Below are 16,367 nucleotides of genomic sequence, written 5' to 3' on the forward strand. Positions count from 1 at the left end.
GCACGTTTTTAGATCCACTCGCATTTTGTGATGTCATGAATCAGCCGTTCGTTAACACGTCACTTGGCCAAGGTGGATTTTGAGTGGTGCAACGACGTGCGATTACCCTGCATGACTCACTGACAATACTGGGCAATAAATGCAAAAAATAAATCCCAGACTTTGGTATCAATAAACTTTGGTGGTGATCAAAAGGTAGCCAATCACTTGAAAATGAGCCTTTTTGTGGGTTTTTGACACCAATGAGCAAAGTTTTATTAGCGACATGGGACGATGGTCTAGGTGGGGAGTATAGGGCGATGTTTGCTATGTTCTAAAGATGGTAAGCCGTTTTTTAAATACGTCTAAAAGCGACGGTTTATTTTGTCAGTGACACGCCGCCAACATAAGTAAAGCGTATTAGACATTAGCGCAATAATCCAAAGTAGTAGTTGCAAGACTGGCTGTGAAGAATGGTTGAGAAGAGTGGTCGAGAAGAGTAAGTGTGAGATGTAATTGAGACCGTCAGGCTTCCTGACGCCGCATTATGCTAACGAGGTCATGCCCATGGTAGATGTAGACCTTTCCCAGCCCCCGTTTTCACTGCTGGATGACGAGGGCAAGGATCACGTGCGTCGTGGCATGGACCTCGCCTATTTTGAACGCCACGATATTATTGTCGAGACAGGCCAGGCTGGCGAGTACGTCTATGTGATCCACAAGGGTGAGGTCGCTGAACTGGACCCTACCTTGCCGTCGTCCATGTCGCGTATCGGCCACTACACGGCAGGCGATCTATTTGGCGCAATCAGTATATTGAACGGTAAAAGCCGCTACCGCTTTCAAGCGGAGCAGGAATGCCTGTGCTACCTGATGCCCAAGGCGTTATTCAAGACACTGTGTAAAGAGTACCCGGAGTTTAGCCAGTTCTTCCGCCAGTCGCTGGCCCATAAAGCTCGCCTGTTGACCGAAAAGCGCGCCGAAGGCGGCGTGACGATGGCGGGCTTTATGCTGGCCCGCGTCAGCGAATGCATGCGCGCACCGCTGCTGCTGCCCGCCAATGCGGATATCGACAAGGCCGTGCGCACGCTCAGCGATAGCCATGCCGACAGTTTGCTGGTCGAGGCCTCAGGCCAGACGGGTATGGTCACCAAGACCGACCTGCTCAATGCCATTGTGCTGTCGCAGCGTCCGGTGACCACGGCGCTTGCCGATATCGCCCAATATACCCTGGTGACGGTGAGGCCCGCTCAATACTTGTTTGAAGCGCTGGTCAGCATGACCCGCCACAAGGTGACGCGTGTCGTGGTGGTAGACGAGAAACAGGTCGTCGGCGTGGTCGAGCTGACCGATGTGCTGAGCTATTTCTCCAGTCGCAGTTATGTGGTCAGTCTCCAGGTCGAGCAGGCCAATGACTTGACCGAGCTGGCAGCCGCCAGCCACCGCACCCCCGAACTGGTTAGCGCGCTGATGGCCCAGGGCGTGAAGCTACGTTTTGCGATGGACCTGCTGGCGGCACTGAACGGTCGCATCATGAGCAAGGCCTGGGAGTTCACGATTGACGCGGCGCACCAGCAGGACAGTTGCATGATGGTCATGGGCAGTGAGGGTCGCGGTGAGCAAATTCTCAAGACCGATCAGGATAACGGGCTGATTCTCGCCGATGATGCTGACTGGCCAGCGGTGCAAGACGACATGCAGCGGCTTACCTCGACCTTGATCGAGTTGGGGTATCCGCCGTGTCCGGGCAATATCATGGTGTCGAACCCGGATTGGGTCGCCACGGTAAGTGAATGGAAAGGGCGCATTGCGCGCTGGGCAAGCGCGCGTGACGGCGACAGTCTGATGAAGCTGGCGATCATGCTCGACTCTCACGGTGTGGCCGGCAACCCGAGCCTGCTGGAAAGCGTGCGCGAAGAGCTGTTTGAGCGCTGCTCCCGGGATGAGTTGCTGCTGTCTTACTTCGCCCGCACCGCGCTGCGCTTTTCCACGCCGCTGACGCTGTTCGGTTCACTCAAGAAGCCCCAGCACGGTATCGATATCAAGAAAGGCGGCATCTTTCCCATTGTGCATGGCGTCCGCACTCTGGCGCTCGAGCGGCGTATCCCTGCCACCTCGACGTTTGAGCGCCTGGATGCCCTGGCCGAGGACGGGCGACTCAACCGCCGTTTTGCCGATGACCTTGGCGAAGCCCTGGCGCTATTCAGCGAGTTACGGCTCAAACGGCAGCTGGACGACCTCGCCAACGACGGCTCCGATGACCAACAGGAGCGCTCCAACCGGGTCGTGGTGCAGGAATTATCGTCGTTGGAGCGCGATTTACTGCGCGAAGCGCTGCATATCGTCAAGGATTTCAAGCAGCGTCTATCCCATCGTTACCACTTGGAGTATTCGTGATCAGTCGACACTATCTGGACGCCCCTTTCGCCTGGCTTGGCGGCATGCTGCGCAGAGGAAGCGAGCGCCGCCGCTATGCAGCGTCTCCCTACGCGTGGCTCTTCCAGCCCTACCTGGGCAATGAACTGGTGGCATTGGCTTGCTTTGCCCACCATGGCGTCATGAGCGTAGCAGCGGTGACGCTGCGCCAGCACCAGGTGCTGACCAGTCGTGCCTGGGTGGCGGCGCTAAGGGAAGACGCGCGCGGAGGAAGTGATGCCGCCGAGCGTCGTCATCAGCTGCTGTATAGCGTCGAGGCCACTAAACCGCTGAACATTGAAAGTCTGCGTTCGCTGGTTGAGTTTATCGGCAATCGGCCAATCATTGGCTGGCAGCTCGATCAGCGTCTCGCCCCGCTTGAGCAGGCGCTGCGTGATCATTTGGGGTTTGGGCTGCCCAATGCCCGGGTGGATGTCACCAGGCTGCACCAGCGCCATTTGCGGCGACTACATCCCCAGGCGGAACAGGAAGCCGAGCTGGCGCGTGCGCTTGACTGCTGGCAAGTGCCCAGCAAGACGCCCCAGCGGGCGCTGGAAGACGCCACGGCCAGCGCGCTTCTGTACCTTCGCCTGCAGCGTAACGAGGTGGATACTGTTTCATAGCGGCCTGCGATTGGGTCATTGCGCTGGGAGTTGCTAGAATAACGGCTGCTTCTTTTACCATCGGCAGTGCGATTACCATGCAACATGATCCTGTTCATTTTGACCCGGCGTTGGCGACTGCCGACGCGGCACCCGGCTTATCCGACGCGGCTGACGCCTCGGAAGCCCACGATGCCAAACAAAAACGCGAGTTCAACAAGCTGCAAAAGCGGCTTCGCCGCGAAACGGGCAATGCGATTATCGACTATCGCATGATTAACGAAGGCGACCGCGTCATGGTCTGCCTGAGCGGTGGCAAGGATAGCTACACCATGCTTGAGATGCTGCTGAGCCTGCAGCGCAATGCGCCGGTCAACTTCTCGCTGATAGCCGTCAACATGGACCAGAAACAGCCGGGGTTTCCCGAGCATGTGCTGCCGACCTATCTCGAGCAACGCGGGGTGGATTACCATATTCTGGAACGTGATACCTACTCGGTGGTGAAAGAGAAAACCCCCGAGGGCAAAACCACCTGCGCGCTGTGTTCGCGCCTGCGGCGCGGGTCGCTGTATGGCTTTGCCGAGGAAATCGGTGCGACCAAGATCGCCCTGGGGCATCACCGGGAAGATATTCTGGAAACGCTGTTTTTGAACATGTTTTTCGGCGGCAGTCTGAAATCGATGCCGCCCAAGCTGCTCTCCGACGATGGCAAGAATATCATCATCCGGCCCCTGGCCTATTGCAAGGAAGCGGATATTGCCGAGTACGCGCGCCTGATGGCGTTTCCCATTATCCCCTGCAACCTGTGCGGCTCCCAGCCCAATATGCAGCGGCAGGTGGTCAAGGAGATGCTGGCCGAGTGGAACAAGAAACACCCTGGCCGTCTGGAAAGCATGTTCAAAGCGGTCACCAACGTCGCGCCTTCACAGCTGGCTGACCGTGACCTGTTCGACTTTGCCGGGCTGGAAGCCAAGCAGGCGGAATTGCTAGCCGGGCGTATTCAGGCGTTTAACGTTGGCTAGCAACCTTCTTCTTCGGCGAGCCGCTGCAGCTTCGCCATGTCGAGGATCTGTACCTCACGACCGGAAACGGCGACCACCTCCTGCGACTGCAAGCGGCTGACAATCCGGCTGACGGTCTCGACGGCCAGGCCCAAGTAGTTGCCGATGTCGGCCCTGGGCATGGAAAGACGGAAGCTGTAGGGCGAGTACCCACGGCGGCGAAAACGATCGGAAAGTGTGACCAGAAAGGTCGCCAATCGCTGATCAGCGGTCTTGGCCGATAGCAGGCGCATCATGCGCCGGTCATTGCGCAGCTCCTTGCTCATGCTGCGGTATATCTGGCCGCGTAACTCGGGTAGCTTTTCAGACAGCCGGTCGAGGCGGTCAAAGGGAATCTCGCACACGGTGGTGGTTTCCAGGGCGATCACGCTGCCGGGGTAGTGCGGCTCATCGATCGCATCGAGCCCTACCAGCTCACTGGGGAGGTAAAAGTTGGTCAGCTGGTCATGCCCGCCACCTTCGCTGGTGATCTGCTTGAGGCTCCCGGAGCGCACCGCATAGACGCTGTTGAAGGCATCCCCCTGATGGAATAGAGCCTCGCCTTTCTTGAGTGGCGCGCGTCGCTGGATGATCGCGTCGAACTGATCGATATCCTCAAGCTCCAGTGCCAGCGGCAGGCACAGCGAACTCAAGCTGCAGGTCTGGCAGCGTGCTTCGTGCAGGGCGGCGCGCCGCCGATGCGTGGCGTCCAGCATAAGAGTCTCCAACAGAGATGGCATGACCTCATTATGGAAGCTGGCGCCCATGAATAACAACCGCTAAACAATATTTGAGTAATGATGGCTGGCCTCAGAGGGCAAGCGTGCATCAAAGGCCATGGCCAGGTGGCGTATCAACAGACGGCCGATAGGCGTCACCTCGAGTCGATGTTCTCGGATATCGATCAACCCATCGTGCTGCGCCTGCTCCAGTGCGCTTAAAACTGATTTGAAATAGCCGCGCGCGATCTGCCAGCGCTCACTGAGCGTCGATAGGTCAAGCTGCATATCGCACATTAGCCGTTCGATGGCATCGCGCCGGATCAGGTCGTCTCGGCATAGCCGTATGCCGCGTTGTGTGGCCAGTTGCCCCTGATCGATCGCCGCCTGGTAGTGCCCAAGCTGGCTGTGATTTTGCGCGTAGCTGTCATCCAGGCGTGAGATGGCGGAGACGCCAAGGCCGATAAGGTCGCATTGGGCGTGGCTGGAATAGCCTTGAAAGTTGCGTTGCAGCGTACCGCGACGCTGGGCGATGGCCAGACTGTCGTCGGGCCGGGCAAAATGGTCCATACCGATATGCACGTAGCCAGCAGCCGTCAGCATTGCAATCGTGGTACGCAGCATCGCCAGCTTTTCGTCGCGACTGGGCAGCTCGGCATCAAGAATCCGTCGCTGCGGAGGGAATCGCTTTGGCAGGTGGGCGTAATTGAAGACCGACAGGCGTGCGGGGTTCAGTTCGATGACCTGGCGAAGGGTTTGCGCAAAGCTGTCGGCGGTTTGGCGTGGCAGGCCGTAAATCAGGTCGAGATTTAACGAACGGAAGCCCAGGCGGTGGGCTTCGTCCATCAAGGTTTCGGTCAGCGCCCGCGGCTGGGGGCGGTTGATCGCCTGCTGAACCTGTGGGTCGAGGTCTTGCACGCCCAGGCTCAACCGATTGAACCCCAGTGACTGCAGATGACGCAGCGTCAATACATCGGCTTCGCGAGGGTCGATTTCGATGGCGTAGTCGCGCTCAGGATCGTCTGAAAGCCCGAAGTGGGCATCCAGCTTATCCACCAGTTCGCTCATCTGATCGAGGGTCAGAAACGTCGGCGTGCCACCGCCCCAGTGGAGCTGCTCCACCGGGCGTCGGGTATCCAGGTTCTGCGCTGTCAGCGCCATTTCCTTGTCGAGCCTCGCGAGATAAGACGCGGCGAGCGCGGTGTTTTTTGTCGCGATCTTGTTGCACGCACAGTAAAAGCAGACGTTGCGGCAGAAGGGGATGTGCACATAAAGTGACAGCGGCCGTTGGGTCTGGTTACTGCGTTGCAGCGCCGCGCTGAAATCGTCGGCGGTAAACGATGGGTCAAAGGACAGCGCGGTCGGGTAGGACGTATAGCGCGGGCCGCTTCTCGCATAGCGATGGAGGCGGTCAGCGTCCCACACCGCCGCCGCGAGTGGATTACCCGGCGCTGATTGAGCTGAGTGAATGGGGGCAGGCATGAGGCAGGGCTCCAGGCTGAGTCTTGCACCATGGTAGCGAGTGCCGCCCACGGCAACGTTGAGCCACGTCAAGGAAACGCCCGTTAGCAGCAAACGGCACATAACAGGAGAGCGTGAGTTTGGACACGCAATGGCCAGAGGAAAAAGTCGTCAGCCAGCAAGCGCTGGCCGACGCGGTCGCCGAGCAGGCCGAAGGCTGTTTTTGGCGGGAAGGTCTGGGGCCTCTCAGGCTCTATGGTCAGGCAGACTTAGGCTGCCTGCTGCTCGCTCATGGAGCAGGCGCCGGGCATCGGTCAGCCTTTATGCAGCAGTTTGCCAGGGCCCTTGCGGGAAGAGGGCTGCAGGTGATGACCTTTGACCTGGGCTACATGCAGCAAATGCAGGCGACGGGCAAACGCCGCCCACCGCCCGCCATCCACCGAAGCGTTGCTGAGCTGGCGCATTGGTATGCATGCCTGGCGCCGTTAACGGTCAAGCCGCTGTGGCTTGGGGGTAAATCCATGGGTGGCCGCGTGGCGAGCATGCTGGCAAGCGAGCAACCCTGCCCCGGGCTGGTGATCGCCGGTTATCCCTTTCATCCGCCCAAGGCGCCCGACAAGCTGCGCCTGGCGCACTGGTCGAGGGTTCAGGTGCCGGCGCTGATTCTCCAGGGGGAGCGCGACCCGCTGGGGAGCCGTGATGAAGTGACGGGGTATTCGCTACCGGATAACGCTCGCGTGGCCTGGCTGACCGATGGCGACCACGACTTCAAGCCGCGTCGCGCATCGGGGCTTGATCAGACGATTTTGATTGACGAAGCCGCCGCTCTTGGGGCATCCTTCGTGCGCGCTCAAAGCCTGCAGTGAGGCGTCAGCCAAGCGTGCGTTTGAATCATGAGATGGGCCGGTACCTTAACGCGTATTTGGCTACAGTATTTGAACGTAGCGTGTTGACTTCCTTCGCATCTCCTGTAGAATGCAGCGCCACGTGACCAGCGGGTGGTTAGCTCAGTTGGGAGAGCACCAGCCTTACAAGCTGGGGGTCACTGGTTCGAACCCAGTACCACCCACCATCTTTTGATGGCCTGGAAACGTTGCAGTAAGGAAAGCACCTAGCGTTAGCAGTGCGATACAGCGGACCGGTAGTTCAGTTGGTTAGAATGCCGGCCTGTCACGCCGGAGGTCGCGAGTTCGAGTCTCGTCCGGTCCGCCATCGTCGCTTACCCGCCTGTTTTCCCATGTTTTGTCGTATGTGGACCGGTAGTTCAGTTGGTTAGAATGCCGGCCTGTCACGCCGGAGGTCGCGAGTTCGAGTCTCGTCCGGTCCGCCACGATAAATACATAATCAAGTAAAAATTGGTGACGCCAATACCCTGGGTGGTTAGCTCAGTTGGGAGAGCACCAGCCTTACAAGCTGGGGGTCACTGGTTCGAACCCAGTACCACCCACCATTTGAAACGCCAAGCGTACGCAAATGGTGATGATGCAATACCCTGCTAGATATCAGTGCGATACAGCGGACCGGTAGTTCAGTTGGTTAGAATGCCGGCCTGTCACGCCGGAGGTCGCGAGTTCGAGTCTCGTCCGGTCCGCCATTTCGCAGCTTTCATCTCAAGCAGCCAAGATTATCGGTTTAGACCGAACGAATTTAAAAAACCCCAGATCATTGATCCGGGGTTTTTCGTATGCGCTTGATACGGTTGCACTTGGTACAGTCGCTAACTCAGGCAAGCGCGCTCACGCCCGCTTTGGCGACCTGCACGTCCTGGTCCGGTTTGACGCCGGAAATACCCACCGAGCCGACCACCTGGCCGTCGACGATGATCGGCACGCCGCCCGAGAGCAGCCCCTGAAGCGGTGCGGATACAAAGGCGGTGCGGCCGCCGTTGATCATTTCTTCAAAGACCTGGGTCTCTTTACGACCCACTGCCGCGCTGCGCGCTTTCTGGGTAGCCACATCGGCGCTGAAGGGTGCCGCGCCATCCAGGCGGCGCAGGGCAAGCAGGTGGCCGCCGTCATCAGCGACGGCAATGGTTACCGCCCAGCCATTGCTGTCGGCTTCTTTCTGGGCGGCATCAAGTACCTGGGTAACGTCTGCTTGGGATAAGACTGCTTTAGTTTGCATCAGGTTGTCCTTTGGTGGGTTTGCCGTTAAAAAAGCCCGTGCCATTCGCTGGGCACGGGGTGATGTGTGGAATCAGTGTAACGCAGCATCGACGATTTCCACCCAGTGGCGAACCGGCGTGCGGTTGGCACCGGCCAGATGGGTTTGGCAGCCAATGTTGGCGGTAACAATCATTTCCGGGTTGCCCGCTTCCAGGGCGTTGAGTTTATTGTCGCGCAGCTGGGTGGCCAGTTCAGGCTGGGTAATCGAGTAGGTGCCCGCCGAGCCACAGCAGAGGTGAGCGTCCTGCACCGGGGTCAGCGCAAAGCCAAGCTTGGTCAGTACGCCTTCTACCGCGCCGTTGAGCTTCTGGGCGTGCTGCAGCGTACAGGGGCAGTGAAACGCCAGGCGCTGGCTGGCTTGCACATCCAGTGACTCAAGCGGTTCGTCGCGCAACACTTCGACGATGTCCTTTGCCAGGGCGCTGATTTTCTCGGCCTTGTCGGCATAGTCCGGGTCGTCTTTGAGCATTTCGCCATACTCTTTGACGAAGGCGCCGCAGCCGCTGGCGGTTTGCACGATGGCCTCGGCACCTTGCTCAACGTGTGGCCACCAGGCGTCAATATTGGCCCGCACCCGGGCGAGGCCGGCTTGCTGGGCATTGAGGTGGAAATCAATCGCCCCGCAGCAGCCCACCTCGGATACCGGCGTCACGCTGATGCCCAGGCGGTCCAGAATCCGCGCGGTGGCGGCATTGGTGTTGGGCGATAACCCCGGCTGCACGCAGCCTTCCAGCATCAGTACCTGGCGGCTGTGTTGGGTGCTGGGTCGCTGACCCGCGTCGACCGGCGCGCCCGGCATCTTGCTGCGCAGCTTGCCGGGTACCAGCGGTTTGAAGGTTTGACCCAGCGCCAGCAGTGCCTTGAAGCGCTGCGGGTCGACCAGCATCTTGCGCAGTGCATAACGCTGCGCCCGTTCAGCCGCGGGTCGCGGTACGCGGCGTTCGATTTCAGCCCGGCCAATGTTGAGCAGCTTGTGATATTCCACGCCAGACGGGCAGGTGGTCTCACAGTTAAGGCAGGTGAGGCAGCGGTCCAGGTGCAGGCGGGTTTCCTCGGTCACCTGATCGTCGTCATCACGACTCTCAAGCAGTTCCTTCATCAAGTAGATGCGCCCACGGGGGCCGTCGCGCTCATCGCCCAGCAACTGATAGGTCGGGCAGGTGGCGTTACAGAAGCCGCAGTGCACACAGGTGCGCAGCACCCGGTCGGCTTCCTGGATGTGCGGCTTTTCAAGGTCGGCATCGGTAAACTGCGTTTGCATGTCAGCTCTCCTGATTAAAACGCCGCATAGAGACGTCCCGGGTTAAAAATACCCTGGGCGTCCAGTTCTGCTTTCAAGTTACGGTGGTATTTCTCCACCATGCTGGGCAGCGGCGTGAAGGGGCTCTGCGCGCCACCCTGCGCATAGGGGGTATAGCAGGTGGCGTGGCCTCCAGCGGTGCGGCAGGCATCGCGCAGCGTATCGGCATCCAGCGAGGTCTTCACCCAGCGCTGGCTGCCGCCCCAGTCGTAGAGCATATCGGCGTCAGGGATATCAAGCGCCAGAGGCGGCGTGTTAGGGGGCAGCGACAGCCGCCACAGCGCCTGGCCTTCGCTTGGGGTGAAAAATGCCTGCTGATGGTCGCGCAACTGCTGCCAGAAGCTGGCATCAAGGTCGTCACCCCCCAGGCGTTCACGCGTGGCTTTCACCGAGCTATGGCCCCCTTCCAGGCGGATAAAAAGCTCGTTCTGGTGCCATGCCGCCGCGGTGATTGGCAGCGGCTGACGGCCCAGTTCGGCGAGTTTTTTCAGCGCATCATCGATGCCCATGGACAAGCGCAGGCTGTGGCTGGCGCTGGGCAGCGGCAGTACCTTGAAGGAAATATCGGCCAGCACGCCCAGCGTGCCTTGGGCGCCTGCCATGAGGCGGGAGAAATCGTAACCGGCGACGTTCTTCATGACCTCGCCGCCAAAGCGCAGCAGTTTGCCTTCCTGGGTAATGACTCGTGTGCCGAGCACGAAATCGCGAGCGGCGCCTGCCCAGGGACGGCGTGGGCCGGAAAGCCCGGTAGCCACAGCGCCGCCAATGGTGCTGGCCTCGCCAAAGGCGGGGGGCTCGAAGGCGAGCATTTGGTGGTTCTTGGCCAATTCGGCGTCTAGCGCACTTAACCGGGTGCCGGCGCGAACGGTGACCACCAGCTCGACCGGGTCATAGTCGACAATGCCGCTATGACCGGCAAGGTTGAGCGCCTGGCCTTCCACCGGGCGGCCGTAAAAGGCCCGTGTGTCGCCGCCGACAATGCGCAGCGGGGTGCGCGAAGCATGGGCCTCGCGGACCTGGTCGCACAGCGCCTCGGCGATGTCGCCATCTGCAGTCTGAGTCACGGTGTTAGTCATGGTCTTTCCTAGTCAGGGTCTTTGCCTGGCGCGTTAGAAACGTGGCAGTTCAGGATGCGGTAATTCGTTGTTATGGACATGCATCGCGCCGAACTCGGCGCAGCGCGCCAGAGTAGGAATGTTTTTACCCGGATTGAGCAGCCGCAGTGGATCAAACGCCGCTTTCAGGGCATGGAAAACGCTCAGCTCGTCGGGCTGAAACTGGCTGCACATCTGGTTGATCTTTTCGCGGCCTACGCCGTGCTCGCCGGTGATCGACCCGCCAGCGGCCACGCACAATTCCAGGATCTTGCCGCCGACGTCTTCCGCCAGCGCCAGTTCGCCCTCCTTGTTGGCATCGAACAGGATCAGCGGATGCATATTACCGTCGCCAGCGTGGAACACGTTGGCCACCAGCAAGCCGCTTTCTTCGGACAGCGCGGCAATGCCCTTGAGCACCCTGGGCAGTTCACGGCGGGGAATAGTGCCGTCCATGCAGTAGTAATCCGGTGACATCCGGCCAACCGCCGGGAAGGCATTCTTGCGGCCCGCCCAGAACTTGGCGCGTTCGGCCTCGTCGCGGGCCTGCTGAATGTCGGTGGCCCCGGCATCGGTGAGCACCCGGCGAACGGTATCGCAGTTGTCGTCCACATCGGCTTCCACTCCGTCGAGCTCGCATAGCAGGATGGCCTCGGCGTCCAGCGGATAGCCCGCCTTGACGAAATCCTCGGCAGCCTTGATGGCCAACTTGTCCATCATCTCCAGGCCGCCGGGAATAATGCCCGCGGCAATGATATCGCCCACTGCGCGACCTGCTTTCTCGACGTCGTCGAAGCTGGCCATCAGGACCTTGGCGGTTTCCGGCTTGGGCAGCAGCTTGACGGTGATCTCGGTGACGACCCCGAGCATGCCCTCGGAGCCGTTCATCAGCGCGAGCAGGTCAAAGCCGGGGGCATCCAGCGCCTCGGAACCCAGCGTCATGTGTTCGCCTTCGATGGTCAGTATGTCGACGCGCATCACGTTGTGAACGGTCAGGCCGTATTTCAGGCAGTGAACGCCACCGGCGTTTTCCGCCACATTGCCACCAATCGAACAGGCGATTTGCGATGAAGGGTCCGGCGCGTAGTAAAGCCCATAGGGGGCGGCGGCTTCGGAGATCGCCAGGTTGCGTACGCCGGGTTGCACCCTGGCCAGGCGAGCCTCGGGGTCGACCTTGACAATCTGATTGAAGCGGGACATGACCAGCAGGACGCCCCGCTCAAGAGGCAGTGCACCGCCGGATAGCCCGGTGCCAGCGCCGCGGGTGACCACGGGAACGCTCAGCGCGTGGCAGCGTTTCAGCAAGCCCTCGACCTGTTCGAGGGTCTCCGGAAGAGCGACCAGCATCGGCAAAATACGGTAAGCGGCAAGACCGTCGCATTCAAACGGGTGCAGGTCCTCCTCGCGGTGGAGCAGAGTCAGCGTGGGGACTGCTTGCTGCAGGTCGGTCAACACCTCGGTTTTATCGCGGCGAACCAGTTCGCCGTCGAGGCGCTCATCAAAGAGGATATTCATGATAGCTCCTGAAGATGAGGAGAGCGTGGGAAAGCCAGTGGCTCTATGTTATGGAAAAGATTTCCATAAATCCATCCTGTGATGGTGGAAAGCTTTTGCATAATGTCGCCGGGGTTCTCCCGGCGACGTTATGGGGTCGAGTCTTACGATCCGACGAGCGGGTCGGTAACGCCGAATACATAAAAGGCAATCAAGCCGATCAAGCCTGTGGCAACCAGGTAGTAGATCGTCGGCAGGATCGTCTTACGAATGGTAGCCCCTTCGCGGCCTAATAGCCCAACGGTTGCCGACGCAGCGACCACGTTGTGAATCGCGATCATGTTACCGGCGGCTGCCCCAACGGCTTGCAGCGCCACCATCATGGCGGTGGACAGGCCAAGGGTTTCCGCGACACTGAACTGGAACTCTGCCAGCATCAGGTTGGACACGGTGTTCGAGCCGGCAATAAAGGCGCCCATGGCACCGACGGCAGGTGCAAAGAACGGATAGATATCACCCACACCGCTGGCAACGGCCTGCGCCATCATCACCGGCATGGAGGCGATATCGGCGCCGTTAACCCCTGAGTTGATCAGAATCCGCACCATCGGCACGGTAAAGATCAGCACGAAGCCTGCACCGAAGATGGTCTTGGTCGACTCCGAGAGCGCCGCGCTCATGTTGCGTGTGCTCATCCGGTGCAGGAAGAAGGTAACGGCGACCACGGCGATGATGATACCGCCGGGCAGGTAAAGCGGCTCGATGCTGCCGCTGATGCCTTCTTCGCCGAGAATGTTCGACCAGCTCATGCTGATCGACGTCAGCGCCGCTTTCAGCGGTTCGATGGTGCGTGAAGCGACCAGGAAAACGGCCAGCAGCACATAAGGCACCCAGCCCTTGAAGGTCGACATCGGTGCCTGCCCGACAACGTCTTCAAGCTTGATCTGCAGGTTGCCGATCCACTCGTCGGGCCATGAGGTCGACTCGGGGAAGTCCCAGGTGTCCTTGGGCAGCAGAAAGCCTTTGCGTGCCGCCGGTACGACGATTGCGAGACCCACCATGGCACCGATCATGGACGGGAACTCTGGCCCCAGGAACACGCCCACCAGCATATACGGAACCACGAATGAAATACCCGTGAAAATAGCGAAGGGCACAATCGACAGACCCTCTTTCCACGATTTGTTGGCACCGAAGAAGCGCACCATGATCGTGACCAGAATCAGTGGCATCAGGATGCCAACAATACCGTGGGTGATGGCAACACCGCTGGTTACCTGCTGGAAAAATATATCCCAGGTGGAGCCGGCGGCTTCGAGCTCTGAGGTAATGCTCGAGCGGTTAAGGCCACTACCCACGCCCACCACGATAGGCGTGCCCACGGCACCGAATGATACCGGCGTGGACTGGATCATCATGCCGACCACAACCGCTGCCAGCGCCGGGAAGCCTAAAGCAACCATCAGCGGTGCCGCTACAGCCGCGGGGGTACCAAAGCCGGACGCCCCTTCAATAAAGCAGCCAAACAGCCAGGCAACGATCAGCGCCTGGACGCGACGGTCAGGGCTGATGCCCGAAAAACCGTTACGAATAGCAGTGATACCGCCCGAGTGCTTGAGCGTATTGAGAAGCAGGATGGCGCCGAAAATAATCCACAACAGCCCCGCCGTCTGGATCAGTCCCTGGATTGTCGAGGCAGCTATCCGCGAGAAGGACATGTCCCAAGCGGTCAGGCCGATAATGGCCGCCGCGAGGAAGACGATAGGCATGGCGATCCTGGCGGGTATTTTAAAGCCAATGAGCAATATCCCCGCCAATAACAGCGGTGTGAATGCCAGAAGTGCAAGAAATGATTCATTCATGGGAAGAACTCTACTCCTTGTTGTTGACCGTTTACTCCACAATGATGACTCGCCGTATTCAAGGCATCAGACGTCAGGACGAAAGATACGGCGCCACCGATATAATGACTACTGGTGGAAAATTGGTAAGACCAATAATGATCAGTCCAAATATTCGCTGATAACCTGAGGAATGTTATTTAATTATTTGTTTTTATTTACTTTTATTGAACCATGTTAAGCAGCTATACAGCGCTTCTCATTAGACTAATAGACAGTACGGTTAGCCTATCAAGCGTAAGTGCCATACCGCTGATCGTGGATGCTTGCGCCGTGGAAGACTTGCGGCCATGGTTAGTGGGTTAAGGTGTCCTACCATTATGACCAACAGCAACAAGGAGACGATGAAGGTGGCAATAAAACTTTATGACCTGTGCGGTCGCGACGAGCGACTACGTTTTTCCCCCTTCTGTTGGCGAGTGCGCATGGCGCTTGCCCACAAAGGCCTTGAATTTACCACTCAGCCCTGGCGATTTCTCGAAAAGGAAGCTATTGCCTTTGCCAATCACGACAAGGTGCCGGTGCTGGTGGATGGTGAGCAGGTAGTGACCGATAGCTTTGATATCATGCGCTACCTTGACGATGCCTACCCCCAGGCACCGCTTTTTGGCAAAGGGGCCTGCTATCAGCGGGCGCGGTTCTTCAAGCATTATGTTGAACGTAGCGTGACGCCAGCATTGTTCAGGATAGTCGCGCTCGACTTGCTGGCGGCGATCCATCCCGATGACCGCGACTATTTCCGTGAAACCCGCGAGGCGCGTTTTGGCTGCACGTTGGAAGCGCTTCACCAGCCAGAGCAGGGGCGTGGGCTGCTCAAGCAGGCGCTAGCCCCGGTTTACGCTCAATTGAAAGACGCCGACTTTATCGATGGCGATTCGCCAGCGGGCGCTGATTACCTGTTGTTTGGCAGCATGATGTGGGCATATACCGTGTCCCAAGAGTCGCTGGTTGAGGACGAAGACGAGGTGGATCAATGGTTTAAGCGTATGCTCGCAGTACACGATGGCATTGCGGGAAAGGCCACCACGGTACGGGACATCGCCTAGCCAAAAATTTATGTTGCACTGCACAAAATCGACTGCTAACGTGTGGTGTAGCAGAGGCGCTGACCTTACTGATGTTTCCTTTTCAAGGCGCGCCTATGTCGTTTCTCACTTCAAGGAGATAGCGCGATGAATAAAGCCGCCGAAAAAGCCAGCCAGCAAGTCGAGTCCATCTTTGTATCGCCGATGCGTTCTTACACGCTGACAGCGCTGGACTATTATGATCAGATCGTTAGTGCGCAGCTTGACGCTGTTCGTGCCTACTCGGATCTGAGCATTGCCCAGGCTCGCACCTGGCTGGACGTGAAAGATGCCGACAGCTTCAAGAAGGCAATAGAAAGCCAGCAGAAAGCCACCAGCGATCTGATGGAGCGCATGAAGGGAGATGGCGAAAAAGTCACTTCCATCAGCCAAAGCTTCATGAAAGACAGCCAGAAAATGGCCGAAGACACTACCAAGAAAGCGGTAGAGACGGCCAAGCAGTAAGCCTGGTCACTATCGTTTAACCGCTTGGTTTAATGACTGCGCTCTTTTTAGAGCGCAGTTTTTTATGCTGGGTGCTGTATACAACCGGGTGATAGGCCGCCATGCCTATTGCTGTTGTTCCGCGGCCCGCGCACGCAGGCGCAGCCGGGCAATGCGAATAATTTGCTCGATGGCGGTTTTGCGCTCCGTTGCCACGTCGTTCTCAAGGCGCTTTGCGAATGCCTCCAAAATGGCGTGTCGGTCCAGCCCTTTCACGGCGATCACAAAAGGAAAGCCGAATCTTTCCTTGTAGTCGGCGTTAAGCTGCTCGAAGCGGGCAAATTCTGCAGGCGTGCATTGATCAAGCCCCGCCCCTGCCTGTTCACTGGTGGAATCCTGGGTCAATTTACCTGCCATGGCGGCTTTGCCCGCGAGGTCGGGGTGTGCCTGTATAACGCGGATCTGCTGGTCGCTACCTGCCTGCTGCAGTTGAAGGCCCATCGCGTCGGCCAGGGCATCCGGGTGGTCGTGTGCCGAGGTCAGGCCGGTTTCCCAGGCGGCCTGTGCGACCCAGGGGGAATGCTCGTAGATATCGCCGTAGTGTTTGATGAAGGCGTCACGGGATAGTCCGCTCGGGCGGGGCTGAAGGCATAATTCGGCGGCAGGTGACGACATGGGGCGCTCCGGGC

General features: G+C 58.9%; 14 protein-coding genes and 5 tRNA genes. 11 read left to right on the top strand and 8 right to left on the bottom strand.

All coding sequences use genetic code 11. The features are described from left to right. The first annotated feature begins 546 nt into the window (after window positions 1-546). From NH395_RS03915 to ttcA, 3 genes are all read left to right on the top strand, one after another. Window positions 547-2,376 (top strand): putative nucleotidyltransferase substrate binding domain-containing protein, encoded by a 1,830-nt coding sequence (locus NH395_RS03915; RefSeq protein WP_253022568.1) that lies wholly within the window; start codon window positions 547-549, stop codon window positions 2,374-2,376. Further along, the gene (locus NH395_RS03920) at window positions 2,373-3,017 is read left to right on the top strand and encodes a DNA polymerase III subunit epsilon (RefSeq protein ID WP_234346784.1); all 645 of its coding nucleotides are present in this window, start codon (window positions 2,373-2,375) and stop codon (window positions 3,015-3,017) included. Before NH395_RS03915 ends, NH395_RS03920 begins: the two co-directional genes overlap by 4 nt. A gap of 77 nt (window positions 3,018-3,094) precedes the next feature. Further along, window positions 3,095-4,018, top strand: coding sequence for a tRNA 2-thiocytidine(32) synthetase TtcA (gene ttcA / locus NH395_RS03925; protein WP_253022570.1), 924 nt, complete (start codon window positions 3,095-3,097; stop codon window positions 4,016-4,018). Here the strand turns inward: ttcA and fnr are convergent. Next, window positions 4,015-4,752: a fumarate/nitrate reduction transcriptional regulator Fnr gene (fnr, locus tag NH395_RS03930; protein WP_253022572.1), complete on the bottom strand. Its 738-nt coding sequence runs from the start codon at window positions 4,750-4,752 to the stop codon at window positions 4,015-4,017. The two genes, ttcA and fnr, sit on opposite strands and share 4 nt — an antisense overlap. A 63-nt stretch (window positions 4,753-4,815) precedes the next feature. Next, window positions 4,816-6,237, bottom strand: a complete 1,422-nt coding sequence (hemN, locus tag NH395_RS03935) for an oxygen-independent coproporphyrinogen III oxidase (protein ID WP_253022573.1) — start codon at window positions 6,235-6,237, stop codon at window positions 4,816-4,818. A gap of 113 nt (window positions 6,238-6,350) precedes the next feature. On the opposite strand from hemN, the gene NH395_RS03940 reads away from it, so the two are divergent. The 6 genes from NH395_RS03940 (at window position 6,351) to NH395_RS03965 (ending at window position 7,810) form a co-directional block, all read left to right on the top strand. After that, on the top strand, window positions 6,351-7,082 hold the full coding sequence (locus NH395_RS03940) for an alpha/beta fold hydrolase (RefSeq protein WP_253022575.1): 732 nt from the start codon (window positions 6,351-6,353) through the stop codon (window positions 7,080-7,082). 130 nt (window positions 7,083-7,212) lie between these two features. After that, a tRNA-Val gene (locus NH395_RS03945) sits at window positions 7,213-7,288 on the top strand. A gap of 63 nt (window positions 7,289-7,351) precedes the next feature. Next, window positions 7,352-7,428, top strand: a tRNA-Asp gene (locus tag NH395_RS03950). Window positions 7,429-7,469: 41 nt separating this feature from the next. Further along, window positions 7,470-7,546 (top strand) — tRNA-Asp (locus NH395_RS03955). A gap of 44 nt (window positions 7,547-7,590) precedes the next feature. Beyond that, window positions 7,591-7,666: transfer RNA gene (locus NH395_RS03960), tRNA-Val, on the top strand. Window positions 7,667-7,733: 67 nt separating this feature from the next. After that, window positions 7,734-7,810, top strand: a tRNA-Asp gene (locus tag NH395_RS03965). Between the two features lie 128 nt (window positions 7,811-7,938). On the opposite strand, the gene NH395_RS03970 is transcribed toward NH395_RS03965, so the two are convergent. The 5 genes from NH395_RS03970 to NH395_RS03990 form a co-directional block, all read right to left on the bottom strand. Next, a complete protein-coding gene (locus NH395_RS03970) occupies window positions 7,939-8,340 on the bottom strand; it encodes a heme-binding protein (protein WP_092826340.1) in 402 nt (133 codons plus the stop codon). A 72-nt stretch (window positions 8,341-8,412) separates the two neighbouring features. Beyond that, on the bottom strand, window positions 8,413-9,642 hold the full coding sequence (glcF, locus tag NH395_RS03975; RefSeq protein ID WP_092826338.1) for a glycolate oxidase subunit GlcF: 1,230 nt from the start codon (window positions 9,640-9,642) through the stop codon (window positions 8,413-8,415). A gap of 14 nt (window positions 9,643-9,656) precedes the next feature. Further along, entirely contained in the window at window positions 9,657-10,757 is a 1,101-nt protein-coding gene (gene glcE / locus NH395_RS03980; protein ID WP_253022577.1) for a glycolate oxidase subunit GlcE, read from the bottom strand. A 33-nt stretch (window positions 10,758-10,790) separates the two neighbouring features. After that, complete coding sequence (gene glcD / locus NH395_RS03985) at window positions 10,791-12,290, bottom strand: glycolate oxidase subunit GlcD (RefSeq protein ID WP_253022579.1); 1,500 nt, start codon at window positions 12,288-12,290, stop codon at window positions 10,791-10,793. A 143-nt stretch (window positions 12,291-12,433) separates the two neighbouring features. After that, a complete protein-coding gene (locus NH395_RS03990; protein ID WP_253022581.1) occupies window positions 12,434-14,131 on the bottom strand; it encodes an L-lactate permease in 1,698 nt (565 codons plus the stop codon). Window positions 14,132-14,520: 389 nt separating this feature from the next. Here NH395_RS03990 and NH395_RS03995 point away from each other — a divergent pair, with 389 nt between their 5' ends. Both NH395_RS03995 and NH395_RS04000 read left to right on the top strand, forming a co-directional pair. Beyond that, window positions 14,521-15,216: a glutathione S-transferase family protein gene (locus NH395_RS03995; RefSeq protein ID WP_253022583.1), complete on the top strand. Its 696-nt coding sequence runs from the start codon at window positions 14,521-14,523 to the stop codon at window positions 15,214-15,216. 126 nt (window positions 15,217-15,342) lie between these two features. Continuing rightward, the gene (locus NH395_RS04000; RefSeq protein WP_092826330.1) at window positions 15,343-15,699 is read left to right on the top strand and encodes a phasin family protein; all 357 of its coding nucleotides are present in this window, start codon (window positions 15,343-15,345) and stop codon (window positions 15,697-15,699) included. A 105-nt stretch (window positions 15,700-15,804) separates the two neighbouring features. Here NH395_RS04000 and uraD read toward each other — a convergent pair whose 3' ends face one another. Further along, window positions 15,805-16,353, bottom strand: coding sequence for a 2-oxo-4-hydroxy-4-carboxy-5-ureidoimidazoline decarboxylase (gene uraD, locus NH395_RS04005; protein WP_092826328.1), 549 nt, complete (start codon window positions 16,351-16,353; stop codon window positions 15,805-15,807). Window positions 16,354-16,367 lie beyond the last annotated feature (14 nt).

The sequence above is a fragment of the Halomonas sp. Mc5H-6 genome (genome assembly GCF_024124705.1).
Classification (GTDB): domain Bacteria; phylum Pseudomonadota; class Gammaproteobacteria; order Pseudomonadales; family Halomonadaceae; genus Vreelandella; species Vreelandella subterranea.